22 protein-coding genes are annotated in these 25,254 nt (G+C 62.6%); 15 read left to right on the forward strand and 7 right to left on the reverse strand.

What is annotated here, in order from left to right:
- Window positions 1–3: 3 nt before the first annotated feature.
- The 12 genes from RMET_RS19590 (at window position 4) to RMET_RS19645 (ending at window position 12,876) form a co-directional block, all read left to right on the forward strand.
- Window positions 4–882: a VOC family protein gene (locus RMET_RS19590; protein WP_011518294.1), complete on the forward strand. Its 879-nt coding sequence runs from the start codon at window positions 4–6 to the stop codon at window positions 880–882.
- The gene (locus RMET_RS19595) at window positions 879–2,039 is read left to right on the forward strand and encodes an FAD-dependent monooxygenase (RefSeq protein ID WP_011518295.1); all 1,161 of its coding nucleotides are present in this window, start codon (window positions 879–881) and stop codon (window positions 2,037–2,039) included. Before RMET_RS19590 ends, RMET_RS19595 begins: the two co-directional genes overlap by 4 nt.
- A complete protein-coding gene (locus tag RMET_RS19600; RefSeq protein ID WP_011518296.1) occupies window positions 2,036–2,485 on the forward strand; it encodes an acyl-CoA thioesterase in 450 nt (149 codons plus the stop codon). Before RMET_RS19595 ends, RMET_RS19600 begins: the two co-directional genes overlap by 4 nt.
- Window positions 2,486–2,505: 20 nt before the next feature.
- Entirely contained in the window at window positions 2,506–3,264 is a 759-nt protein-coding gene (locus tag RMET_RS19605; protein WP_011518297.1) for a maleate cis-trans isomerase family protein, read from the forward strand.
- A gap of 65 nt (window positions 3,265–3,329) precedes the next feature.
- The gene (locus RMET_RS19610) at window positions 3,330–4,577 is read left to right on the forward strand and encodes an MFS transporter (RefSeq protein WP_011518298.1); all 1,248 of its coding nucleotides are present in this window, start codon (window positions 3,330–3,332) and stop codon (window positions 4,575–4,577) included.
- Between the two features lie 202 nt (window positions 4,578–4,779).
- Entirely contained in the window at window positions 4,780–5,469 is a 690-nt protein-coding gene (locus RMET_RS19615) for a TetR/AcrR family transcriptional regulator (protein ID WP_017512666.1), read from the forward strand.
- A gap of 155 nt (window positions 5,470–5,624) precedes the next feature.
- Window positions 5,625–6,581: a Bug family tripartite tricarboxylate transporter substrate binding protein gene (locus tag RMET_RS19620; protein WP_011518300.1), complete on the forward strand. Its 957-nt coding sequence runs from the start codon at window positions 5,625–5,627 to the stop codon at window positions 6,579–6,581.
- Window positions 6,582–6,616: 35 nt separating this feature from the next.
- On the forward strand, window positions 6,617–7,798 hold the full coding sequence (locus RMET_RS19625) for an MBL fold metallo-hydrolase (RefSeq protein WP_011518301.1): 1,182 nt from the start codon (window positions 6,617–6,619) through the stop codon (window positions 7,796–7,798).
- 140 nt (window positions 7,799–7,938) lie between these two features.
- The gene (locus RMET_RS19630; RefSeq protein WP_011518302.1) at window positions 7,939–9,114 is read left to right on the forward strand and encodes a porin; all 1,176 of its coding nucleotides are present in this window, start codon (window positions 7,939–7,941) and stop codon (window positions 9,112–9,114) included.
- A gap of 372 nt (window positions 9,115–9,486) precedes the next feature.
- The gene (locus tag RMET_RS19635) at window positions 9,487–9,918 is read left to right on the forward strand and encodes a hypothetical protein (RefSeq protein ID WP_011518304.1); all 432 of its coding nucleotides are present in this window, start codon (window positions 9,487–9,489) and stop codon (window positions 9,916–9,918) included.
- Between the two features lie 340 nt (window positions 9,919–10,258).
- On the forward strand, window positions 10,259–11,830 hold the full coding sequence (locus RMET_RS19640; RefSeq protein ID WP_011518306.1) for an AMP-binding protein: 1,572 nt from the start codon (window positions 10,259–10,261) through the stop codon (window positions 11,828–11,830).
- Window positions 11,831–11,895: 65 nt separating this feature from the next.
- On the forward strand, window positions 11,896–12,876 hold the full coding sequence (locus RMET_RS19645; protein WP_011518307.1) for a Bug family tripartite tricarboxylate transporter substrate binding protein: 981 nt from the start codon (window positions 11,896–11,898) through the stop codon (window positions 12,874–12,876).
- 163 nt (window positions 12,877–13,039) lie between these two features.
- On the opposite strand, the gene RMET_RS19650 is transcribed toward RMET_RS19645, so the two are convergent.
- Genes RMET_RS19650 through RMET_RS19660 form a run of 3 tightly spaced genes read right to left on the reverse strand, consistent with a single transcriptional unit; the run spans window position 13,040 to window position 17,110 of the window.
- The gene (locus RMET_RS19650; RefSeq protein WP_011518308.1) at window positions 13,040–14,830 is read right to left on the reverse strand and encodes an acyl-CoA dehydrogenase family protein; all 1,791 of its coding nucleotides are present in this window, start codon (window positions 14,828–14,830) and stop codon (window positions 13,040–13,042) included.
- A gap of 60 nt (window positions 14,831–14,890) precedes the next feature.
- Complete coding sequence (locus tag RMET_RS19655) at window positions 14,891–16,114, reverse strand: CaiB/BaiF CoA transferase family protein (RefSeq protein WP_011518309.1); 1,224 nt, start codon at window positions 16,112–16,114, stop codon at window positions 14,891–14,893.
- 15 nt (window positions 16,115–16,129) lie between these two features.
- Complete coding sequence (locus RMET_RS19660; RefSeq protein WP_011518310.1) at window positions 16,130–17,110, reverse strand: Bug family tripartite tricarboxylate transporter substrate binding protein; 981 nt, start codon at window positions 17,108–17,110, stop codon at window positions 16,130–16,132.
- Window positions 17,111–17,257: 147 nt separating this feature from the next.
- Between RMET_RS19660 and RMET_RS19665 the strand changes: the two genes are divergently transcribed.
- The gene (locus RMET_RS19665; RefSeq protein WP_011518311.1) at window positions 17,258–18,172 is read left to right on the forward strand and encodes a LysR substrate-binding domain-containing protein; all 915 of its coding nucleotides are present in this window, start codon (window positions 17,258–17,260) and stop codon (window positions 18,170–18,172) included.
- Between the two features lie 11 nt (window positions 18,173–18,183).
- Here RMET_RS19665 and RMET_RS19670 read toward each other — a convergent pair whose 3' ends face one another.
- The 3 genes from RMET_RS19670 to RMET_RS19680 all read right to left on the reverse strand — a co-directional run bounded on the left by RMET_RS19670 (window position 18,184) and on the right by RMET_RS19680 (window position 21,152).
- Window positions 18,184–18,786 (reverse strand): TetR/AcrR family transcriptional regulator, encoded by a 603-nt coding sequence (locus RMET_RS19670; protein WP_011518312.1) that lies wholly within the window; start codon window positions 18,784–18,786, stop codon window positions 18,184–18,186.
- Between the two features lie 190 nt (window positions 18,787–18,976).
- A complete protein-coding gene (locus RMET_RS19675) occupies window positions 18,977–20,032 on the reverse strand; it encodes a lipase secretion chaperone (RefSeq protein ID WP_011518313.1) in 1,056 nt (351 codons plus the stop codon).
- On the reverse strand, window positions 20,019–21,152 hold the full coding sequence (locus RMET_RS19680; RefSeq protein ID WP_011518314.1) for an esterase/lipase family protein: 1,134 nt from the start codon (window positions 21,150–21,152) through the stop codon (window positions 20,019–20,021). The genes RMET_RS19675 and RMET_RS19680 overlap by 14 nt, the downstream gene beginning before the upstream one ends.
- Before the next feature lie 314 nt (window positions 21,153–21,466).
- Between RMET_RS19680 and RMET_RS19685 the strand changes: the two genes are divergently transcribed.
- Complete coding sequence (locus tag RMET_RS19685) at window positions 21,467–22,429, forward strand: Bug family tripartite tricarboxylate transporter substrate binding protein (protein ID WP_011518316.1); 963 nt, start codon at window positions 21,467–21,469, stop codon at window positions 22,427–22,429.
- 204 nt (window positions 22,430–22,633) lie between these two features.
- A complete protein-coding gene (locus tag RMET_RS19690; protein WP_011518317.1) occupies window positions 22,634–24,166 on the forward strand; it encodes a class I adenylate-forming enzyme family protein in 1,533 nt (510 codons plus the stop codon).
- Between the two features lie 34 nt (window positions 24,167–24,200).
- On the opposite strand, the gene RMET_RS19695 is transcribed toward RMET_RS19690, so the two are convergent.
- On the reverse strand, window positions 24,201–25,103 hold the full coding sequence (locus RMET_RS19695) for a LysR substrate-binding domain-containing protein (protein ID WP_011518318.1): 903 nt from the start codon (window positions 25,101–25,103) through the stop codon (window positions 24,201–24,203).
- Window positions 25,104–25,254 lie beyond the last annotated feature (151 nt).

Raw genomic sequence — 25,254 nt, forward strand, 5'->3', positions numbered from 1 at the left:
GACATGAACCAATCCACGCAAGGCGCCCACGTCAACGTTCCCGTCGTTGCACTGCACGGCGTACATCACACTGCGCGGCCCACCTGGAAACTTGCGGAAACGGTGCACTTCTACCGCGATCTGCTGGGCTTGCCGCTCGTGCATGCGATTTCGGCGAAAGGGTGGGGACCCGACAATCACGCGGACTTCCTGCATTTCTTCTTCGATAGCGGCAATGGCAGCACGATCGCCTTCTTCTACTACATCGGTACCGAGCGGCCCGACTGGCTGACCGTGCGCGAGCACTACCAGGACCGCGCCACGCACACCGCTTGGCGAGTGCGCGACGAAGCGGAGTTGTTGCAGTGGCGCCAGCGCGTGGAGGCGGTGGGCATTCCATTGCGCTACCAGATTCGCCACGAGGTCATTGAGTCGATCTATTTCAACGATCCGAACGGATACCCGATCGAGATCACCTGGCAGGTGCGCCCGTTCAGCGACGCCGACAAGCAGGATGCCGCGTTTACGATCGATTCCGCCATCGAACTCGAACGCGCACGGGAGAAGGGTGCCGCCTTTGCATCGATCGAGCCGGTCTGGCAGCGCAAGGCGGAGCGTATCGAGCGCGCCGTGCCGAATGGCGAAAAGGCTTCGGTCTATGTACTCGATGTGCCCGAGTTTGCGCCGCTAATCGACGTGGCCCGTAAGACCGCTGGCTATCAGACCACTGCCATTGGCAATGGCTACGTGCGCATCGACGGCAATCCGACATTGCAGTTCCGGCGCAAGGAACTCGGCTTCAAGCCGGCGGTCTGGTACGGGGCGCTGACCGGCGGCCTGGCAGGCAGCATTCGACAATTTGACATGGATGCGCTCGTGGTGGCTCCGGGAGATACGCAATGAAGGTGGCGATCATTGGCGGCGGACCGTCGGGGCTGTTCCTGTCGATCCTGCTCAAGGAGCGGATGGCGCAGGTCGACATCGATGTGTTCGAGCAGAACCCGGAGGATGCGACGTTTGGCTTCGGCGTTGTCCTGGCCGACACAGGCCTGTCGAATCTTCGGGCAGCTTCGCCGATCGTGGTGGACCGCCTGGCCAAGGCCATGCGGTTCAACGACCAGCATTCGATCGTCAGTCACGAGCATCCCATAGTCATGAGGAAGCCCGGTGCAGGTGGTGGTGCCATTCCCCGCATCAGTCTGCTGTCTGTACTGCAACAGCGCGCAAAAGAGCTTGGCGTACGGGTGACGTACAACAAGCGCATTGCCGATTTCGATGCGCTCGATGCCGACCTCGTCGTCGGGGCGGACGGCATCGGCTCGCAATTGCGTACCGCCAATGAAGCGGCCTTTGGCACGACGCGCCGCACACTGACGAATCACTTCGCCTGGTTCGGCGTGGCAAAGCCCTTTGCGAGTCCGGCTCTGGTGTTTCGCAAGTACGAGGGCGGCTACTTTGTGGCCCATTACTACCCGTACTCCGATTCGATGAGCACATTCGTGGCCGAGTGCGACCACCAGACCTGGGTCGACTTCGGCATGGAAGACATGAGCGCCGAAGCGCGGCAAGCGCTCTTCGAGACGGTGTTTGCCCCGGAGCTGACTGGCCACGGATTGGTTTCGAACAATTCGATCTGGCGACAGTTCCCGGTGATCCTCAATGCCAACTGGCATGTCGGCAAGCAGGTCCTGATTGGCGATGCACTGACCAGTGCGCATTTCTCGATCGGATCTGGCACCCGGATTGCGATGGAGGATGCCATGGCGTTGGCGGACGCCATCGTGACGCACCCGGACGATGTACCGGCTGCGCTGGAGCAGTACGAAGCCGTGCGCAAACCGGAGAAGGCCAAGCTGATCAGCGCTTCAGAGGCGTCGTATAACTGGTACGAGCGCATTCGGGAATGGATGGATCTTCCCACGCCGCACGAGTTCGTGTTTCGCTTTATGACGCGTACCGGCCGTATTGACGCGGAACGTCTGCGGGCTCAGTTTCCGGCGTTGATGGCCGAGCTGGCTGCCGGCGGGGTGGCAGCCGTGGCGGCAGAAGGGCAATCATGATGCGCGCCACGGAGTACGTGCTGAGCGAAAGTCCGTTCGTGGTCAGGCGTACCGTGCGTTGGGGAGATTGCGACCCGGCAGGCGTCGTCTACACAGGCCGGTTCACCGACTATCTGCTTGGAGCGGTCGGTCTCTACACCGCGCACATGGCGGGCGGCGACGGCCGGCTGGGAGAGGTCCACGGCGTCGGTACCCCATGCAAGGCCATGCGTTTCGAATTCATCGGCACGCTTTGGCCGGATGACGTGATCGATATCACGTGCGCGGTCGAAGCCATTCGGACCAGATCGTTCGATATTCGCTGCGTGGCCCGCCGACCTGACGGCGCCCCGGTCTTCGACGCCATGTTCTCGCCGATCTGCGTGCGGCTGGACCGGCGCGAGGGGACGCCAATTCCCGACTCGCTGCGCGCGGTGCTGAACCGCTTCCTGTCGCCAGCGCTCTGAATCGTTTCTTGGAAATATCAATGTCGACGTACCGAATCGGGCAAATCGTGCCCAGCTCCAACATCACGATGGAGCGCGAAGTCCCCGCCATCTTCAATGCCCGCATGCAGGTGCTCCCCGAGCAATTCAGTTTCCACGCGAGCCGCGTGCGCATGCATCGCGTGGTGGCCGAGGAACTGGAGAGGATGAACCGGGACATGGGCCGCTGCGCGCTGGAACTGGCCGACGCCCGTGTGGATGTCATGAGCACGGCGTGCCTGGTGGCCACCATGTGCATGGGTAACGGTTATCACCGTCAGGTCATCGAGGAGCTCGGTGCCGCTATCGGGGACGCGCCGTATCGCCCGCAGATCATGACATCGGCCGGCGCGCTGGTGGAGGAACTGAAGGACTTCGGCGCCCGACGCATTTCATTGATGGCCCCGTACAGCGATGCCCTGACGAAAACCGTCGTCGAGTACATCGAGCACGAAGGCATCGAAGTGAAGGATGTCATCAACTTCTCGATCCTCGACAACCTTGAGGTTGGAGAGCGGGACCCGCTGCGACTGCTCGAAGACGTGAAGCGGTTGGACACCAAGGGTGTGGACACCGTGGTCCTGTCCGCCTGCGTGCAGATGCCGTCGTTGGCGGCGCTCGAGCCCGCCCAGCAAGCGCTTGGCATTCCGGTGACGTCGACGGCGGCCTGCACCGTGCGGCAGATGCTGCGCAGGCTCGGCCTGGAAGCCAAGGCGCCGGGCGCAGGCGCTTATCTGGGCAGCCAGACCGGACTGCGCTGAGCCTCTGCGCAAACCATAAGGCGGCCGCCCACGGAAGGCGCCGCCACGACCACGGAGACCGTGATATGCATGACGCCCCCCAAGTATTGCCCCGTGCCGCCGGCTGGATTTACGTCAGCGTGATCCTCGGCGCGGCCCTCGGGATGCTGGCCGGATACGCCCCTTTGTTCAACGCCACGGCTGGCGTCTTCGTCAGGCCGCTGGCCGCTGAGTTCGGTTGGGGACGCTCGCAGGCGTCCCTGTCGTATGCGGCGTCGATGTTCGGGCTGGCCGTTGTCAGTCCCATCGTTGGCGCAATGATGGACCGTTTCGGTATTCGTCGGGTGATCGTGTGTTCGGCGATCGTCTTTGGCCTGGCCACTGCCGCGATGTCACTGCAAAACGGCAGCATGTTGATGTGGGTGGCGCTTTCGGTTGTTGTCGGCGTGTCCGGCGCGGCGACCTCGGTGCTGGGCTACCTTGCAGTGCTGCCCCAGTGGTTCGATCGTCGTCTGGGCCTCGCGCTGGGCATTGCGATGTGCGGCCTCGGGGCTGGCACCGTCATCCTGCCGATCACGGCGCAGTTTCTGGTCACGACATTTGGCTGGCGTATGGCCTACGTAGGTCTGGGCGTTGGCTCGGTCGTGCTTTCGTTGGTGGCCTGCGGGCTGTTGCGGGAGCGGTTCTCCGGCAGCCGTGGGGCAAAGCATGTGCCGCAAGGTGTAGCGCTGGCAGCGGCGATGCGTAGCTACCGGCTCTGGGCGATCTGGCTGGTGTTCGTATTGAGTTCTGCGGCCACCTTGTCGCTAGGGCCGCATCTCCCATCGCTGTTCGCGGATCGCGGTTTCGATGCGGCCATGGCAGCGCGGAGTGCCTCGATGGTCGGCGTTGGGCTTCTCGTCGGGCGTCTGCTCACCGGGCTACTGATCGACAAAATCCATGCGCCACTGGTGGCAAGCGTCTTCTTCATCGGGGGCGCGGTCGGGGTATTCCTGCTGCGTGGGACTCACGACTACGCCGCGTTGCTGGTGGCGACCACGCTCATTGGCCTGACTATCGGGGCGGAGGGCGACCTGATTTCCTACCTGGTCCGGTCATACTTCGGTCTGACCTCGTTTGGCTCGCTGTTTGGCATTGCCTTTTCTGGCTACGGCTTGGGTGCAGTCATCGGTCCGATCGGGCTGGGCGCCTGGTTCGATCGGCATGGCAGCTACGATGTGCCGTTGCTGGTCCTGCCCTGGATGCTGCTGGCAGCCGCCGCGCTGGTTCTGTCTCTCGGACGCTACAGAGCCGGCGCGGAAGGGAAGGACGCAACGGCGGTGGCGTCTGCCTAGGTGGACGCGAAGGATGGCGTGTGGGGCGATCGGGGATAGAATTGGCATACCACCAATTTCCAGTCGGTCTGATCGTCCAACGCCCATGCCTGCCGCCCGTAAGTCGCCCGCTGCCAAGGTTGCCGCACAGCCCTCGCCCAATCCGGTGCCGCGCCGACGCGGCCGACCACCGAAAACGGAGTCCCCGATCGGCGCCGAGCCCATGCTCAGCCGCACGACGATCCTGCAGCATGCGATCAAGCTGACAAAGACCTTGCCGCTGGACCAGATCTCGATGGTCCAGCTTGCCAAGGACTTTGGCGTGGCGCCGGGGCTGATCCACTATTACCTTGGTGGTCGCGATCAACTGGTGTCAGGTGTACTGAACGATTACTATCGCCAGCGCACCCTGCGGATCCCGCCACTGACGGGCGACTGGCGCGCGGACGTGGAGCGCATCGCTCGGCTCAGCTTCCAGGTGGCGGTGGAAAATCCCGGCGTCAGCAACTATGTGGCGTCGCATAACCGGTACCGGCTGTTTCAGGATGTGCAGCCGGGCGAAACCGACTATGGCCTGGAGTTCTTCAACCGGATGACTTCGGCGATCATGCAGGGCGGTTTTTCCGCTGAGCAAGTCGCCTTGGGTTATCACTTGCTGGCGCAGTACCTCGTCGCGGCAAGCATGGCGGAAGCCTCGCGCCAACTGCCCGCCTATCACCAGGCATTTATTCAGAACAAGCTGGATTCGGTATCGGCCGAGCAGTATCCCGGTGCACGCTTTGTCAGCCGATCGTTCTCACAACTGTCCTCCGATACCGCCTTTGAAGAAGGACTTCGCATTACGCTCGATGGCATCGCTGCCTGGCAGCGCGACGTAAAACCTGCGAAGAAAAGAAGCGCGCGTTCCGCGTAACCGGTAGCGCGGGGACCATCATTGTCTCGATGTTTCCTCGCTAGTGGTATCTACTTATTTGAGATGCAGTCAATAAAACTACAATCCTTATTTGACGGTATATCAAATAAGTGCCGCGACGATGATGTCGCCGGTACGCCAGACGTGGAGACAACATGAAACGCCCCTTCCTCGCGCTGACGCTGCTCGCCTTGGCCCTGCCGGCCGTTGCCAGCACGTATCCAGACAAGATGGTCCGGATCCTCGTGCCATCGATTGCGGGCAGCGCGCCGGATATCATCGCCCGGCAGGTTGCCGAACGCCTGACCAGCGCCTGGAAGCAGCAGGTGATCGTGGAGAACAAGCCTGGCGGTAACGGCATCGTCGCGATGAGCGCGCTCAAGCAGGCGCCGGCCGACGGGTACACGCTTGTGCTGTTTCACGCAGCGGCGGCTGTCACGACGCCCGTCATGTACAAGGAAGCAAAATTCGATATCCAGCGCGACACTGAAGTGGCTGCGACGCTGGCGTACACGCCGATGATGTTCGTGGCCGGTCCCGCGACACCCTACAAGAGTCTTGGCGATGTCATCAAGGATGCCAAGGCACGTCCTGACGACGTAGTAATCGGGAGTCCGACCCGTGGCTCCGTTCCCCATCTCACGGCGGAGATGATGGGGCAGTTGCAAAAGACAAAGTTTCGGCAGGTGAGTTTCAGCGGCACGACTCAAGCCATCCAGGCCGTGGTGAAGGGCGACATCCCGGTCTATGTCGATGGCATCGCGCCGCTCGTGCCCCTGGTGCGTGGCGGTCGCCTGAAGGCGCTTGCCGTGACTTCGGATGTGAACCTGCCGGGCATGGAGGGTATTCCGCTGGCCAAGGACATCGCGCCTGGTCTTGTCGCCAAGGGCTGGTTCACGATCTTCGCGCCCAAGGGGACGCCAGTGCCAGTGCTGGATCGCGTCAACGCCGCCGTCAACCAGTCGTTGACGCAGCAGCCGTTTGTCGATCGGCTCAAGGATCTGGGCACGTATCCAATGCCGATGTCGCGGCCAGAAGGCGCAAGATTTATCGAGGCCGAGAAGCTCCGTTGGGAGAAGGTGATTTCGGACGCCGGCGTGAAGCCGGAATGATGCCGATCCAGTGCTGACCTTCCCTTGGAGAACACATGCGTGATCTTTTTTCCCGGGCAGGGGCCGGCCCGGTCAATGGCTTCCGCCTGCTTTGTGCGGGGGCATGCGCGGCGCTCGCCGTCCTGGCTTCAACTTCTCATGCCGATTCGATCGGACAGCCGCACAGTACCTCGGCGGAGCAGTCCGGCGCCAACCTCGTACTGCTGGGAACGGCCGGCGGCCGGACTTCCTGGCGAGGTTCGCAGTCTGCGGGAATCGCCTCCGCGGTAGTGGTCAATGGTCAGGTCTACCTTGTCGATTTCGGCGCGGGCTGGCTGCGACGCTACTTCCAGGCGGGCTTGGGCGCGCCGCCACCAGGACAGGGCCTCGAAACACTACGAGCGGCATTTATCACGCACTTGCACGCAGACCACATCGTGGACTATCCGTCGCTCGTCCTGTTTGGCGCGTCGGACGGCTTGGCCGAGCGGCGTCAGAAACTCAAGGTGATCGGGCCCGGCTCACGCGGAAAACTCCCGCCCGCGAGCGGCGGCAACGACGGGGTGGCGGACGTCGTGGCGCCCGAGCAGCCGATGCCTGGCACCGTTGCCATGACCGAAGCGCTGTACCGTGCGTTCGCCGCGGACATCAACGACAACATTCTGGATAGCCGCAAGCCGAATCCCCATAGCCGCGTCGACGTGATGGATATCACGCTGCCTGCAGGCCTTGACGTTGATCCCGATCGCGATCCCGCGCCGCCGATGGCTCCGTTCGAGATCTACCGTGACGAGAACGTCAGGGTGACGGCAACACTGGTGAACCATGCCCCGGTCTATCCGGCATTCGCGTTTCGGTTCGACACCTCGACTGGGTCTGTTGTCTTCTCAGGCGATACCAGCCCGGACCGGAATCTGATTCGGTTGGCGCAAGGTGCCGATGTGCTGGTGCATGAGGTGATCGACACCGCCTGGGTGGATTCCCTGTTCCCGAAGCCCCGGAGCGCGGCACAGGAAGCCAAGGCGCACCATCTTGTTCATGCGCATACCGCCGCATCGGATGTCGGAGCCGTCGCCGAAGCGGCTCACGTCAAGACCCTCGTCCTGTCGCATCTGGCCCCCGCCGACAGTGATCCCCACCGATGGGCAGCAGCCAGCCAAGGCTTTTCGGGGAAGGTGATCGTTGGTCGCGATCTCCTGTGGATTCCTCTTGTTCCCGCTGCGCCGGAATCGAAATAGCGCACGGGTAGCACCCCCTAGCTTTCCAGATTTTTTCCTATGGCATATGCGCGCCCTCGGCGTGCGGCCTGCGCTCGTCCCGACGACGAGGCTGAAGATGCCTGCAAGCCAGATGTATCACGACAACAAAGGAGATAGTGGTGAAATTGAATCGTTTTGCAGCAGTTGCCCTGGCCGCGTGCTCGGGTTCCGCATTGGCCCAGTCGAGCGTTACGCTCTACGGGGTGGTCGATGCAAACATCGAGTATGTGAACCACGTGGGCGCGGTGCCTACAGCGGCGAATGGCTTTAATCCAGGGCCGGGGCATGACGTCGTTCGCATGAATTCGGGCGGCTTGTCCGGTTCCCGTTGGGGTATCCGCGGCGTTGAGGACCTCGGCGCAGGGACGCAAGCTGTCTTCGTGCTCGAAAATGGATTCAGCGGCGACACCGGCACGATGCAACAGTCGAGCCGACTGTTCGGTCGGCAGGCGTTTGTGGGGATAAAGAACGCGACCTATGGCCAGATCAGTCTGGGGCGCCAATACACCTCGTTGTTCGACAGCATCGTCAACTTTGTACCGGCATACTTTGCTACGCAGTACGAGCCGATCACGCTCTTTGCCGGTGCGAACTTCCGTGAAGACAACACGATCAAGTACACCTTGAATGCGGGCCAGTTCACCGGCGTTGCGCATTATTCATTTGGCACTGGTCTGGCTTTGCCGCAGACCGTGCAGTCAGGCCTGGCGATCGGTGGCAATGGCGAAGTGCCGGGTCAGGCGCGAAGGGACAGTGCTTATGGCGCGTCTCTGTCCTACGCCGGCGGTTCGCTGTGGGCAGCCATCGCGTACGACCAGTTCAATCCCACCATTGGCACGACAACCAGCGCGAGCAGCGGCAGTTTCAAGAAGGCAACGGCGGCGCTGAGCTACAGCCTGCCTTGGGGGCGCATCATGGGTGGCTATCGTTGGGGGCAAAACAAGACACCGGCGGGCGCGACAATCGGGCGAGATGACTTCTTCTGGGTTGGTGGCATATATCAGGTAGGGCCGGCGCTCAGTCTCACGCTCGAGTACGACTATGACAAGGTCCGGAATGTATTCGGTAACACGAGCGTCGCCAATCCTTGGCAGGTGAACCTGATTGCCGATTACAGCCTCTCGAAGCGCACGGATGTGTACCTGTCGGCAGCCTACGCAAAAAATGCAGGGTTGATGCTTGACTCTGCGCTGATTGCCTATGCGAATAGCCTCTCGCTCGGTAACAGCTATGTGCTTGGCAACGGCAACTCGTCGATGCTGGGTGTGTCGGTTGGCGTTCGTCACAAATTCTGACGCACTGGAACACATACCGTCCGGTCCCGTGCTGCCGATTGTTGGCAGGCGCAATCGGACGGAATTGCAGCGGCATCCCAGCGTCGTCAGTCGGCCAGAGTGCTCGACGCTGCGTCCTTCCGACGGCCGCTGGATTGCGTATGGCTACACTCCGCGGCAAACACTTGACTGCTTCTCACTATTTGGCTGTTCGCGCTTGCGCTCCTCAGCGCTGGCTGTTGCCGGGAGCTGTCGGCCGTGCGGCGCGTCTGGAGCTCGGTCATCGAGGTTCGAAATGGAGTGCTATGGTAAGGTCGCTACGATGAGTTCCTGGACGTAAAAATGTGGTGCATAGGCGAGCACTTTTGTGCTGGTCGAAGAGAGTGAGGCAGTGTGAGTGATGCCAAACAGGACGCGCAGCGCGCGCTGCGGGCCGACAGAGTTTCAATCAGCAGGGCTTTGCGCCTGAGCGTGCCGCCAGAGGCCAGGCCGGCCCCGGTCAACATGAAGGACTGGATTCGGCAACGGAAAGAGCAATTGCAAGCTGCCCGTGCCGCAGCTAAGCAAAGGCGTGATCTGCTAAAAGCCGAAATCCTGTCGGCGGCGCAAGACGTTGCCCGAGAGGAACGTATTGCTGCGCGGCAGGAGACAGTGCGCCGGCAAGCGGAAGCCAGGACCGCGCGAGCCTACGCGCGGGAGGACGCACGCGCGATTGTCGAATTCGAGCGTGGCCAACCAACCCGCCCGGAGTCAAAGCCAAAGACGCTTGCACAGGAGAAGCACAAGCTGGTCTCTTACGCGGATCTGCTGCGAATGCGTGAGTGATGTGGCAGGGGTTCGACAGGGCGGCCCGGCGACCGATTTATGGAAGGCGACGTCGGTCTGGTGGGCGGGCAGGTTTTGGTACCTGGTCGACACGAAAGCGTTCCAGAGACTGTCCAACATTGAAGGCTGCGTTGCAGCGATTCTGGCACTGGCCGGAGTCTGGCGATGGAGTCGAGCCATGGAGCCGCCCAATTGGGCGGCTTTTTTGTTCGCCGGCGCCGCATCAGGCGAGCCAGGCAGGGGGCGATACCACCGGAATTTTCGGTACCAATATGATTGACATGGTACCGAAATGGGACTTACATTGCCTTCAGACCTAAAACAAGGCAATGGAGACAGAATGGCCCCCCAGGCATCCGCCCGATACGGCTGCGCCACAATCGCGCAGCTCTACACCTCTGCTTTTCGTGCTTGTCCCCAGGCTCTGGCGCTGGTCGAGGACGGTGTGACACTCACCTATGAGGCGTTGGCCCGGCGCTCGTACCGCATGGCCAGGTTGTTCCATGCACGCGGCCTTCAACGTCAGGATGTCGTGGCCTTTCTGGTGGGCAATCGAGTCGAGGCAGTCGTGGCGATCATCGCGGCGCAGCTTGCAGGACTCAAGGCGGTTTCATTGCATCCGATGGCGTCGGAAGAGGACCACGCATTCGTGCTCGCCGACGCCGGTGTGAAAGCGCTGGTAGTCGACGATGCGCGTTTCGCAGCGCGCGCGCAGGTCCTGCTGGCGCGTGTCGCAAACGTGCTGATGATGCCGCTGGACGACGGCGTGCTAGGTGCGGGTCTCGCCAGTCAGGCGGCGGCCATGGACGACGCGGAACTGGAACCGGGCGACGACGCCGCTGAAATCAGCAAGATCTCATACACCGGCGGTACCACGGGTCGCTCCAAGGGCATCCTCCACACGCACCGCACGGTGGTGACGATGCTGCAGGCCATGCTGGCGACGTATGAATGGCCGCAGCAGATCCGCTATCTGGTGACCACGCCGATTTCACATGCTTCGGGCAGCCTGATCCTGCCGACGCTTTTGCGCGGCGGTACCGTGTACTTGTGCGACAAGTTCAGCCCTTCTGACTTTGTGTCGCGGGTAGCCGAGCAGCGCATCAATCTGACCTTCCTGGTGCCAACGCAGATCTACGCATTGCTGGATCACGCTGGCCTTGCGGAGGCGGACTTGTCCAGTCTGGAGCTGGTGCTGTATGGCGCCTCGCCGATTGCGCCGTCTCGCCTGCAGGAAGCACTGAACAGGATTGGCCCGGTATTCGGCCAGGTCTACGGTCAGGCCGAGGCGCCGATGACCATCAGCTATCTGTCCAGACGCGACCATGACTTGTCTCGCTCGCACCTGCTGAGCTCGTGCGGCAAGGTCATGGTCGGCAATCAGGTCAAGTTGTTAGACAGTGCGAGGCGCGAAGTGCCAGTCGGCGAAGTCGGCGAGTTGTGCGTGCGCGGTCCGCTGGTGATGGACGGGTATCTCAACCGGCCCGAAGAGAACGAGAAAGTATTCGCTGGCGACTGGCTGCATACCGGCGACATGGCGCGCCGCGATGCGGCGGGCTATCTCTACATCGTCGATCGCGCCAAGGACATGATCATCACGGGCGGGTTCAACGTTTATCCGAGCGAAGTTGAACATTGCCTGGCACAACACCCGGCCATCGCCATGTCCGCGGTGTTCGGTGTGCCCGACGAGAAGTGGGGCGAATCCGTCACGGCCATTGTGGTGCCGAAGCCAGGACAGACACCAGATGCGAACGAGCTTATCGAGTTCGTCAAGAGCAGGAAAGGCGTGGTCAATGCGCCCAAGACGGTGATCTTCGCGGAGCAGTTGCCGATGACGGCGCTTGGCAAGATCGACCGAAAGGCCATCCGAGGCAGCTACTGGAACGGCAAAGACCGACAAGTAGCCTGAAGTCGCAGCGACACCGGCCATGAAGGTGTCGCGCAAAGCCATCCAAAAAATAGAAGGAGACAATCATGGGTTTGACCCGCAAACTGCTGGGCGCGTGCGCCCTGACGCTTGCCTTTGCCGGCACTACCGTGCACGCGCAGGACAGCTATCCCTCCAAGCCGATCCGCTTCATCGTGCCGTTCGCGCCCGGTGGTGTGACAGACCTGACCGCGCGTACTTTCGCCAAGTACATGGGCGATGCCCTCAAGCAGCCGCTCGTTACCGAGAACAAGGCGGGCGCTGGCGCTACCATCGGCGCCAATTTCGTTGCCCATGCCGCACCTGACGGCTACACGATGCTGCTGGGTACCAACGTCACCCATGCCATCAACCCGCGCCTGATCGCCGCCACGCCGTATGACCCGCTCAAGGATTTCCAGACTGTCGCGATCTTCGGCCTGAATGGCAATGTGCTGCTAGTGAGCAATTCGTTCCCGGCGAAGACTTTCGCCGAGTTCCTGGCGTACGTGAAAGCTCGCCCTGGCCGCGTCAACTACGCTTCTGGCAGCGTCGGCAGTTCCGCTCACCTGGCGGCTGAATTGCTCAAGCAGGACGTGAAGGGCCTCGACTATACGCATGTGCCATATGGCGGTCCGTCCGAAGCCATGAGCGCGCTCATGGGTGGGCACGTCGATTTCCTGTTCGCCAATATTGGCGCAGCGGTCACTCAGATCCAGTCCGGCAAGGTGAGGGCGCTCGCCGTTACTACCGCCAAGCGCGCGCCGCAGCTTCCCGATGTGCCGACCGTGGCGGAGTCTGGCGTGCCAGGGTTTGAAGTCGTGGGCTGGATGGCGGCATTCGTACCAAAGGGCACGCCGGCGCCTACCATCGCGCGCCTGAACCAGGTCATCAATCAGGCACAGAAGAACCCCGATTTGCGCAAGACCCTGGATGCTGCAGCGCTGATCCCCATTGTGGAGAGCCCCGAACAGAGCAGCCGCTTCGTGCGGGAGGAATACGAGAAATGGGGGCGCGTCATCCAAGCCGCCAACATACCGCCGCAGTAGGCGGCGAGCGTCGACTCGGCGCCTTCCCTGCGTGGGGCGAACGGGGGTATCCGTTCAGCCCCCGCAGGAAGGCGCGTTTGGCCGTGGCCTTGTCGCGGCGTTCCAGCAGTCATGTCACCGCGAGGGCAATGCAGATCTGCCACGCACGACGACGATCTTCAGGCTATCGCCCGGTCAACGCGACGCCAGCGGCCTCCAGGCTCACCGGTTCACCCTGCAGGAGCAACCGGTCTGCCTCCGATTCCCCCTTGGACTCCGGCGAACCGAGCGGATCGCGGGGCAGCAGATAGTGCTCGAGGACAGCATGCGCGAGCAGCAGGCGACGCCCGTCCACACCGGGCTGCGTGGCTTCCCAGGCAAGGATGGTTGCTGCCGTCGCGTAGTAGAGCGCGCTTGCTGCGCGGCGGACTTCTGCCTCCAGCGCTGCATCGCCGGCAACGGTTTCGGCCAGCGCGATCGCTCGGCTCAAGCTGCGCTGCAAGACTGCTCTCAGGTCCGCCGGCAAATGCGTTGCTTGCTCGAGCCGCGCCGACATCAACGCCAATAGCGCGTGTTGCGCACCATCCTTGCGCACCGCACGCTGGATGGCATCGAGCGCATTGATGTTGCTGGTCCCCTCCCACAACACCCCAATGTGGGCGTCACGCACCAGACGCGCATTGACGAAGTCCTCGATATAGCCGTTGCCGCCTCGTACCTCCATCGCACCCGTAGCAACTTCGATGTTATCGCGGCAGGTCCGCAGCTTGAGCAGCGGCGTAAGGAGGCGAAGCGCCAGCGCCGCGGTCTTGTCGCCCTTGCCAGCCCGGGCCATGATGTCCGCAGTAGCCATGACCATCGATAGTGCGGCTTCGGTCGGCACCATGACTTTGAGTAATTGCCGGCGCAGCAACGCATGGCCGACGACTTCGCGGCCGAAGGCGCGGCGGTGTCTTGCCGCGACAAGGGCTTCATTCAGGCAGCGACGCATCATGGCGGCCGCGCGCACCGCGTGCGACAGCCTGGACAGGTTGACCTGCTCCATCATCTGCTTCAGCCCTTGCGTCGGATCACCCACCAGGTAGGCCACGGCCCCATCAAGGCGTATCTCGCCGCTAGCCATCGAGCGTGTGCCCAGCTTGTCCTTGAGCCGCACGATGCGATAGGCGTTACGGCTGCCATCATCGAGGGTACGGGGCAGCGCGAACAGCGCCAGACCGCGCGTGCCATCCACCGCCCCCTCGGGACGAGCCAGCAGAAGCGCGATATCGGCATCGGTATGCGAGCAGAACCATTTTTCTCCGTACAGGCGCCACTCGCCATCCTCCTCGCGCGCTACGGTCTCGATGGCGCCAACATCCGATCCGCCGGCCTTCTCGGTCATGAATTGCGTGCCCTTCCACATGGTGCCCGGGTCCGACGAGAGCAGGCGCGGCAGCAGCTTTTCCTGCAGCGCGGCGCTGCCGTACTTGCGAATCAGGTGGATCGATGTATCGGACACGCTGATCGGGCACATTTGTCCGAACTCTGCCTGTACGAACAAGTACTGGAATGCATACTTGGCCGCCGCCGGCAGTGGCTCTTTCCATCCCAGCACACCGCCACGATGGCTCATCGCATGGAACTGGAAGTCACCGAAGGCAATATGCTCCATCTCCTGATAGGCGGGGTGATACTCGATCCAGTCAGCATCTTCGCCCCAGCGAGTGCGTACGTGCAGCACCGGTGCGTGCTTGTCCGCAACGATGGCAAGCGTGTTCAGTCGACCGCCTGCCAGTTTGCCCATGCGTTCCAGGTGTGGCAGCAGGTGAGCGTGCGCGTCGGCCGGGAGATAGAGCCGCAGCATGTCCTGAAGACCCCGGTCAAGGGCAAGGAAGTCGAGCCCCGCGCAGTCTGGCGCGAGATGCTGCGAACTCTGGTGGGAGCGCGCTGGACGGGGGCTAACGTAATCGGCGTAGTCGGGTTCAAAGGACATATGGAAATCTCACTGGCACAGGTTGGATGCAATCCGCGCCCGGTCCCGGGCATACGGAAATCAGATGGCCCCGGCCTCGCGCAGGCGGGAAAGTTCGGCAGGTAGCAAGCCCAGACACTCCGTCAGAACGGTGTCAGTGTGCTCACCCAGGGCTGGCGGCGCCGCACTGTGTTCAAGCGGCGTGGCAGAGAAGCGCATCGGGCTCGCAATCGACGGGCAAATGCCGCCATCCGGTAGAGGCAGGTCCACGCGGATGCCGCGGTGCCGTACCTGCGGGTCCTCGAATGTCTGGCTGAAGTCGTTGACAGGGCCGCATGGCACGCCGGCAGCCTTGAGTCGGGCAAGCCATGATGCGGTGGAATCGGTACGCATCACATCCACCAGCATGGGCAGGAGCACCTCGCGGTTGACAATGCGTCCGGTCACCTTGGCAAAACGTGTGTCGATGGCCAACTCCGGCTTGCCGACTGCGCGGCAATAGGCGGCAAACTGACTATCGTTGCCCACGGCGACAATGAGCTTGCCATCCAGACTATCGAAGACCTGATAGGGGACGGCGTTGGCATGTGCGTTGCCCTGCCGTTTCGGAAGCTTGCCTGAGACGAGGTAGCTGACGGCCTGATTGCTGTTGAAGGCGAGCATGCAATCGAGCAGTGCCATATCGATATGCTGGCCCTGGCCGCTACGCTCACGCCATGTGAGGGCGGCGGCTATGGCCAGGCTGGCATACATCCCAGTTGTAATGTCGGCCACCGCGATACCGACCTTCTGCGGACCGCCGCCAGGCAGGTCGTCGCGCTCCCCGGTAATGCTCATCAGGCCACCCATGCCCTGGAAGACGAAGTCGTAGCCTGGAAGATGCCGGTATGGCCCAGTCTGTCCGAAGCCAGTAACGGAGCAGTACACCAGACCTGGATTGGCCTCTCGTAGGTCGTCATAGCCCAGCCCGTAGCGCGCGAGCGTACCGACCTTGTAGTTCTCGACCAGCACGTCGGCGCTCGCCGCAAGGCGACGGATGATCGCTTGGCCGTCAGCACTTGCAAGGTTCACGGTAATCGACTTCTTGCCGCGGTTGGCTGAGGCGTAGTAGCTGGAGTCGCGGCGTTCGGACTCTTCCGCGGCCGGCAGCCATGGTGGTCCCCATCCGCGCGTCTCGTCGCCGACTTCTGGTCGTTCCACCTTGATAACTTCCGCACCCAGGTCGGCGAGATTCTGCGTACACCAGGGCCCGGCCAGCACACGCGTCAAGTCCAGTACTCGAATATGGGAAAGTGGCTTGATCATGGTTGTACGTTGCGTTCAGTCGGCATGTATGCGGGCGTCAGCGATGACCTTTCCGTAGCGGGCGGTCTCGTCACGCAGGTACGCGGCGAAGGAGCCTCCGTAGTAACCGGCGGGCTCCGCGCCATTCTTCAGCAGCGTTTCCAGAACCGCCGGATCGGTCAGGGCATGCTCGACCTCACTTGCAAGCTTTTTCACGATCGGCGTGGGCGTGCCCGCGGGGGCCATCAAGCCGACCCAGGCCGCCATTTCCATCCCGGGATACCCTAGCTCAGCCGTCGTGGGCACATCGGGAAGCACGGCCGAGCGCTTGCTACTCATGACCGCCAATGCGCGCAGCTTGCCGCTAGAAATCTGTGGCAGACCAGTGAACGCTGGCTCGAACGTCATGTTGACCTCGCCGGCTATCACTGCCGCCTTGGCGGGCGCGCTGCCCTTGTATGGCACATGCAGGAGTTCGGCTCCTGCGCGTGCGGCCAGCATTTCACCAGCCAAGTGCGCCGTGGAACCATTGCCGTATGAGGCATAGCTCAGTCCGCCATGCCGGGCCTTTGCGAGCTGCATCAGCTCGCTCAATGTCTTCGCCGGCACGAGGGGGTTGACCACAATCACGCTCGGCGCGGAGGCCACCAGCGCGATTGGCGTGAAGCTCTTGCCCGCGTCGTAGCGGAGCTTTGGATACAGCCATGGGTTGATGGTGAGCGTGGTATTGGTGGCTGCCAGCAGCGTATAGCCGTCCGGTTTCGCTCCGGCCACGACTTCCGCGCCGACGATGGTTGCGGCACCGGGACGGTTATCGATGACAACGGGCTGCCCGAGATGCTCGCCGAGCTTCTGGCCAATAACGCGAGCGACGATGTCCGTCATGCCGCCCGCGGCATATGGAACCACGATCCTGATTGGCTGGCTGGGGAATTCTTGCGCGCCAGCATTTGCAACGCAGAACAGAAGGCTCGCGGCAATGCTATGGGCGAGCGCGGCCCGACGGGGCAGGTTCATCAATGGGTCTCCTCGTTCTCGTTATGGCGCTGTGGCCTGACAGACTCGCCGACGCGCTTGTGGCCATTCTTGGCTCCGAGGTCACCAGTGTCCAATACAATTATTGGGCTCATTCATACACGGCTTGAATCAATCCCCGAGGCTTCCATGGATCTCAGGCAACTACGCTATTTCGTCGCGCTGGCAGAGGAGTTGCATTTCGGGCGTGCGGCAGCCCGACTGGCCATTACCCAGCCCCCGCTGAGTTTCAATATTGCGAAACTGGAGGCATCACTAGGGGTGCAATTGCTGCAACGCACTACCCGAGAGGTAGCGCTGACTGCGGCGGGCAAAGAGATCTACAAGGAGGCGCTGAAGATCCTGGCGCTAACGGCGAATGCACGTGAACTGGCCGGGCGCGCAGCGCGTGGCGAGATTGGTGCAGTACATGTGGGTTTCGTTGGGTCCGCGGTCCTCACCCCATTGGGGGAGCGCATCCGAGCCTTCGGAGCCATTCACCCGGACGTAGATGTCGTGCTGCACGAGCTGAATAGCTTCGAGCAGATCGACGCGCTGCAGGCCAGGCATATTGACATCGGCATTATTCATCCGCGCGTGATCCCTAACGGGATTGCCTCCCACTCCCTGCACGGCGAGCACTTCATTTGCCTGCTGCCCGCGGATCATCCGCTGGCGCGCGACAGGACCATTGATGTCCGCGAGCTGCGACACGACGACTTCGTCCTGTTTCCGCGACATTTCTCGCCAGAGTTCCATGACCAGATTGTTGCGCTGTGCGCGAGTGTCGGATTTACACCAAATATCCGCCACCAAGTCCGTCATATGCTGACCATTGCCACGCTGGTCGCGAAGCGCTTTGGTGTGTCGATTGTGCCGCGGTCGGTAGATGTGGTTACTTTGCCTAATCTGGCGTGCCGCCCCTTGGGAAAGCAAGCGACTCCGTCGGAACTGGTCGGGATCTGGCGCGACGACGAGCAAGGATCAGCCGTGCTTTCGATGTTGCATGCACTTGGCGCGCCAGTACAACAACGCGAGCTTGCAAACTCGCCGCGTCTCGCCTGACGGATACCTGCTCAGCCGCGGGGCGGCTTTGCCCGTCGGGTGGGCGCAGACGGCCTGACCAAAAGGCCGTTCAGAATGAGTTCGTAGAATTCGCTGAAGGCATCGCCGATCTTCATGCCCGTCTGCTGCAAGAACTGCTGGTTGCGCAGACGGTGTGCCGCGCCCAGGATGGCTTCGGAAACCAGGCGCGGATTGTGCGGGGCCATCAGCCCCTGCCTCACACCTTCCTCGATCATGCTTTCCAGTCCGCGCACGCGCGCGAGCTGGTAGTCATCGAACACCTTGCGGCCGGTCTCGATGGCGTCCAGGTCGGTAAGGGCTGCCTTGCTCAGTCCCGTGGCATTCAGCGTGGCATGCATGTAGGCCGAGATGGCGCGCGCTGCGTCGGGAGCGCGCCTGGCTGCCGCGTAGCCTTTTTCCAGATTGGCTTCCAGCACGTTGCGGCAGACGTGAACAAACAGCTCTTCCTTGGTTTCAGCGATTTCGTACAAGCGCCGGCGCGAGCATCGCATGCGCTGAGCCATCTCGCCGATGGTCAGCGACGAGACACCCGTGGTGATCAGCAGGTGCGTCAATTCCTCGAGGAAGGCTTCGTCGGTACGTCGTGTTGCCATGGGATGTGAGGCGTGCCGGGCGCAGAAGGCGAGCAGGGCGTGAGTCAGGAAGCCAGTATCTTAGTGGATTCCACGTGAATGTCGGGAGGGTACGCCTGCGTGGGGCGGGCGCACGACTCCGAGAGATCGCGATTCGCCGTGCCGAAGCAGGCTGACATGAGAAGGCACCTTGCAGGAGATAGCACCGCTCTCACTGCGCCGCCCGTCGCCCCCCCACGGCCTTGTCCATCACCTCGGCCTGCAACGCTTCACTTGGATTGGTGAATGTTTGCCGCCGCAGCGTCTCAAGCTGCTGCGCGCGGTCCTGTTCCGACAAACCGGCGAACGACACGATCTGCGAGCGCTGGGCTGCGTAATCGTCGTAGCGCTGCTTCCAGGCCTGCTCGGCCTGCGCCTGCTGCTGATAGCGCTGGGCGACCTCGGGACCGTATGCCTGAGCCAGGGATGCACCGATATCCTGAGGGCTACGTCCTGCCGTCTGCATACTGGCGATCGTCTTGCTAATCGCCTGCGGCCTTGCTTCGGCTTCGCGCGCGGCACGCACGGATTCGGGCAGCGTGGCGTCCAGTGTGGACAGGCGGCGCTGTCGTTCGGCGTCGTCGAGTCCAGGCTGGGTGGCTATCTCCAGGCGCGCGAGCATGGCGTCGTCGTAGGTTTGCTCGTCGTCGAACCAGATGGCCGCGACGTCTGGCAAGTGGCGCGCTCGCGCGGCGTTGCGGTCGGCTATCAATGCGCGCAGGCGTTGCACCTGACTGGTGTCCGGCGCGCCAATCACACTGGTCATCGGTCCATCGGTGGCTTTGGGCTGCATCTCGGACAGGTATGCCCGGTAGCGTTGCCACAGTCGCCACGCCTGGTCCTCGGCCGGTTGCGGCACATGTTTGCGGATGTCGTCGCGCACCAACTGGTCCAATGCCGCGGCGTCACCCGCATCATGGCTGGCGCTCAGGAAGTAGTCGAAGTAGGTGCGCAGCGCGCGCGTCAGGCGCAGATTGCCTTGCGCGTCGGCTTCCGGGCCGGGTGGAATATCGACGCCCGCCAACGACGGCATCTCGGTGATGTTTCGCGCGCGCATGCTGTCAGTGGGTGATGCCGATAGCTCCGGCCTTGCGTCCGTGCGGGACCGCGCCGGCAGTGGACCTTGCGCCGGTTCCGTGGGTGCCGTTGCCCAATAGACGGCGGCACCCACGAGCCCGGCTACTACCAGGACCAGGGTGACCCCTGGCCTTCGCTCAGAGCTGATCATTGCGCAAGCGGTTGGCGTGATTCAGGATCACCGTGCGTGGGTCGACGTCCTGATACATACCGAGCATCTGATTGATCTCGTCGAGATGGTTCCAGTAGTAGTCGGTGGAAAGCACGCGTCCCCACTTGGCGCTGCACACCGACACCATCCCGTCGTTGGGGCCGGCGCCCTTCATGCCCATGACACCGGCAGCGGCGGCCATGGCCGCCGTGGATGGGTCAAGCAGGTTCGAGCGCAGCAGGTTGATCGGGCCGCCCCGGCCGGTCCAGGAGTAAGCGGCCTGGGTGTAGGTGACGAGCTTTCCGCTGGCATCGCGCCCCTGCCGTTGCTCGGCGACTGCTCCCGGGGTGTCGCAATCCGGGCCTAGCGCGGATTGCGAGCCAGGCGCCAGGGTGGCGTTGAGCCGCGCGTTCTGCTCGGTGGCGCCCTGGCTGGTCAGGGTGCGCGCAGAGGCAATCGCATCCTGGTTCAGCGCCTGTCCATTGAACAGGCCATTGAACCAGCCCAGGAGATTCGTTACGCCCTGAATCACGTTGACCAGCGCCGGCCCCGCAAGTGGAATGCTGCTGATGCCGTTGATGACGTCCAGCACGACGTCGGCGAGCTGGCTGCCGCGGTGCGGGCTACCGATAGTCGTCACCGATGCCACATCCTGCGGCGACATTGCAGCCAGCATCCGCGAGGTGGGCCCGCCCTGGCTGTGTCCGATCAGATTGACCTTGTCGGCGCCGGTTTCCAGCTTGACCGCGCGTACATAGGCCTGCAGTGCCAGCGCGCGTTCTTCATCGCTGTTGAACGACGGCACCGTGGACACGTAGACCGTGGCGCCATTGGCCCGCAGCACTTCGGGAATGCCGTACCAGTAGTCGATCACGCCGCCCATCTTTGCCGCGCCGGTCAGACCATGCACCAGCACGATCGGATAGCGTGTCTTTGCATAGTCGCTGCTGGCCGTGGCACTGGCTGGCCAGGCCATGGCGATGGCTGCGGCGATGGCCGCCGCAGTTCCCGCCGCAGTCCTCGCGATGGCGCTTGTGGACCTGCGTGTCCCTGCCTTCAGCGTGACGGTGTCCTGATGCGCGCAAGCCCGGCCGGGCCCACGACGATTGCCGTGTTCCATCTAGTCTCCTCGGTGGTGGAATCATTTTTTGTTTGAAACAGTAAAGACACCTGACTTTGCGAGCACAATCAAAACCTTAGGCGGTTTCCTCCAAACACACGCGCATGTCGGGGTTATCCCTTGGAAGGGCTCCGCACTATCGGTAGCGGCCACGGGCGCCGGCCCGCTATCGCATCCTCAAAGCCCACCTTCAACAAATGCAAATTGCCGGCCCAGCGGGTCTGCCGCAAAGTCTCCCCCAACTCACCGCACGACAAACTCGCGATAAAGCCGGTGAGCAATGGAAGTCCTGATGCAGAAAACAGGTGGAGACAATGCTACGAATTTTTCTTGCCGCGGTAATGCTTGTGCTTGCGAACGGCTCGGCACTTGCCGATGCCTACCCATCCCGTCCCGTCAGATTGCTGGTTGGGTATGCGCCGGGTGGGCCGGTCGATACCGCCGCGCGCATCTATGCGGACTACCTCGGGCGTGTGCTCAAGCAGCCGGTAATCGTCGATAACCGGGCGGGTGCCAGCGGCGCCATCGCGGCCGGCATGACGGTCAGCGCCAAGCCTGACGGCTACACGCTCTATTTCGTGGCCAGCCCGACGATGACGATGACGCCGCTGATCCAGAGGTCCGTCAGCTTCAAGCCGGCACAGGATTTCAGCTATGTCGGCCTGATCACCGACTACACCAACGTGCTGCTGATCAACAAGGATTTCCCGGCCAGGAACGTGGACGAACTGGTCTCGTACGCGCGCAAGCATCCCGGTGAAGTGAGCTTCGGTTCGGCGGGCGTGGGTGCGTCGAACCATCTGTCGGCGGAACTGCTTGCGCAGATGACAGGAGTGAAGATGCTGCACGTGCCATACAAGGGCAATGCGCCGGCTATGGCCGACGTCATCAGCGGCAAGGTGACCTTCATGTTCGATATCACCGGAACGGCTATCGGCCATATCCGGGGCGGCAAGGTACGTGCGCTGGCCGTGACGTCGAAGACGCGCAACCCCGCGCTGCCCAATGTGCCGACACTGGTCGAATCCGGCCTCAAGCAGTACGACCTGACGGGCTGGTACGCGCTGGTTGGTCCTCCGGGGCTACCTGCCGATGTGACGGATCGACTCGTGAAGGCGCAGCAGGCCGTGGTGCAGGATGCGGCCTACCGGGAGCGGATGGTCGATGGCGGCTATGACCTGAACGTCTCCGGCCCGGCCGCGCTGCAAGAGCGTATCAAGAAGGAACTCGCGCTCTGGGGCAACGTGGTCAAGACTGCGAATATCGAGGTCGAGTAAAAGGTATAAGCGAGGTATAAGCGGTCGAAGAATGGAGGTCGGGCAAGCCGGATCACCCGGCGGTTTCGCGCGGGCGAAGTACTGCTTTTCGAACGGCGAATTGCGCTGGCACATTGCTGACCCTAGACTTCGACATGTGACCCGACCGCGCCCTGATCGGGCCCGGTCGGGCCGTGTTCCACTCTCCATGAGGATTTGAGCCAGATGCCGCAGGAGCGACCGATCGCGCATCGGATCAGCGATATCCCCCGCCATTGGGCGACCCGTACCCCGCACAATGTGGCGGTGCGCGAGGGCGACCGTGTCGTCAGCTATGCGCAACTCTGGGAAGGCGTCGAACTGGCCCAGCGCTATCTCGAAGCGCAGGGTGTCGGCACGGGCGATCGTGTGCTGATCGTCGCGGAGAACAGCCTGGCCATGATCACGCTGATCTTCGCCTTGTCGGAACTCGGTGCGTGGCCGGTTGTGACGAATGCCAGGCTGACTGCGCGTGAGATCGAGGAGATCCGCGCGCATTGCACACCGCGGCTGATGCTCTTCACTCATGCCGCATCCCCCGATGCATTGCGGCATGGCTTGCGCTATCGCGCCCGCGAAATCTCGCCACCGGGTCTCGGCCCGCTGATGGCCGCCGACGCAGATGCCGGCAGCGAGCGCGAGCCTGCTGAACTGGCGCGCGACGTGGCCGCGCTGATCTACACGTCAGGCACTACCGGCCAACCCAAGGGCGTGATGGTCACGCATCGCGGGTTGCTGCACTACGCCCGCGTTACGGCGGAGATCCGACGGATGGGGCCGGAAGACTGCGCGTTCGCGATCATGCCGATGTCGCACATCTTCGGGCTGGCGACGTTGCTGCTCGCCACATTCCAGGCCGGTGGCAGCCTGTATCTGGTTGCGCGCTTCAACGTGGCCGATGCCTGCGCGGCGCTGCAACGCGACGAGATCTCGATCCTGCAGGGTGTGCCGGCGATGTTCAGTCGCATCCTGGCTTACCTGGGCAAGAGCGGCGTCACCACGCTGCATCCGAAGCGTCTGCGTTATCTCTATACCGGCGGTGGCCCGCTCGATCTCGCGCTCAAGCGCAACGTCGAGGCGATGTTCGGCCAGCCGCTGCATCACGGTTATGGCATGACCGAGTATGCGGGTTCGCTGTTCATCACGCGCACGGACCGGCCGCGCAGCGACAGCTCTGCCGGGGAAATCGTGGAAGGCGCGGAGTTGCGCGTGGTGGGGCCGGGTGGCGAACCAGTGCCCGAGGGCAGCCCCGGAGAGTTGTGGGTGAGAGGCCCGGGTGTCATGCGCGGCTACTATCGCGCACCCGAGCAGACGGCGGAGGCATTGCGTCCCGACGGCTGGCTCAATACGGGCGACATCGGACGCATCGATCAGGATGGCGCGTTGTTCATCGTGGGTAGAACGAGAGATCTGATCATCCGTTCGGGCTTCAGCGTTTATCCAATCGAAGTGGAGTCGGTCATCAACTCGCATCCGTCGGTCCGCTTGTCTGCCGTGGTCGGGAATCCGGCGGAAGACGGCGACGAGGAGATCATCGCGTTCGTCGAGATTCGCGAAGGCGAGACGTTCGACGAGAGGGATCTTCACGCGTACCTTGCCGAAAGGCTCTCGCCGTACAAGCGCCCGGCGCGCATCGTGCGCGTGTCGGCGGTGCCGACGACGGCCAGCGGCAAGCTGCACAAGCACCGCCTGCGGGGAATGATCGCGGAACTGGTCTAGCCGCGGTATGAGCGGCTCGGGGCATCGGCAATCGTCAGACCGGATTGCCGATGCCGTCCTCGACCAGCAGTTCCACCAGCTTGCGCGCGAAGACGGGTAGCGCGTCCAGGTCCGCCACGCAGATCTGCAACTTGCGCTCGGCCCACTCATCCTCGATCGGCACGATCTTCAGCGCCATGGTCTGGGAAAGTCGGCGGGCGGTGCTCTCCGGCAGCACGCCGATCCCCACGTTTGCCTCGATCATGCGCGCGGCGGTTTCGAAGTTGCTGACCTGGATGCGCCAGCGCAGGTTGCGCTGCAGGTCCGATGCAGCACGCTTCAGGAAGTTGTGGATGGCGCTTTCCTCGGGCAGGCCGATGAAATCCTGGTCGAGCGTTTCGACGAAGCGCACCCGCTTCTTCTGGGCAAACGGATGGCTGAGTGCAGTCGCCAGCACGAGTCTGTCGAGCCGATAGGGCATCACTTCCAGGCCTTCCATGTTCACGCCGCTGGCGGCGATGCCGATATCGACCATGCCTTCCTGCACGGCCCTGACGATGTCCGGACTGAGGCGCTCCCGGATGTCGACCGTTACGTCGGGGTGATTGACGAGGTACGTACGCAGCACCCCGGGCAGGAACTCGCTCATCGCCGTGGTATTGGCGAATACGCGCACATGCCCCTTGATACCGGACGAATACTCCTGCAGATCACCGCTCAACTGCTCGATCTGGCGCAGCACGCGCCGGGCATGCGCAAGCAGCGTCGCGCCTGCCGGCGTCACCTTGACGCCGAGGCTGCTGCGGCTCAGCAGTTTGACGCCAACCTGCTCTTCCAGGTTCTTGATGCGGGTGCTGGCAGCCGGCAGGGATAGGTGGCAACGTTCTGCACCGCGGGTCAGGCTGCTGGCCTCAGCGATATGCGTGAAGAGATTCAGATCGACCAGGTCGAAGCGCATGACGTTGTCTCCAGAATAGTCAGCGATTATCCCCCCAACGGGCCCATTCGATCTATTCGCGCAACTACGGGGGGGTACTTCCGCGCAGGCGAACGCAGGATTCAAAACATGCAAATGGCGGGATGGCCAAGGATCGGCCAAGCTGACCGTG

Source organism: Cupriavidus metallidurans CH34, from assembly GCF_000196015.1.
Classification (GTDB): domain Bacteria; phylum Pseudomonadota; class Gammaproteobacteria; order Burkholderiales; family Burkholderiaceae; genus Cupriavidus; species Cupriavidus metallidurans.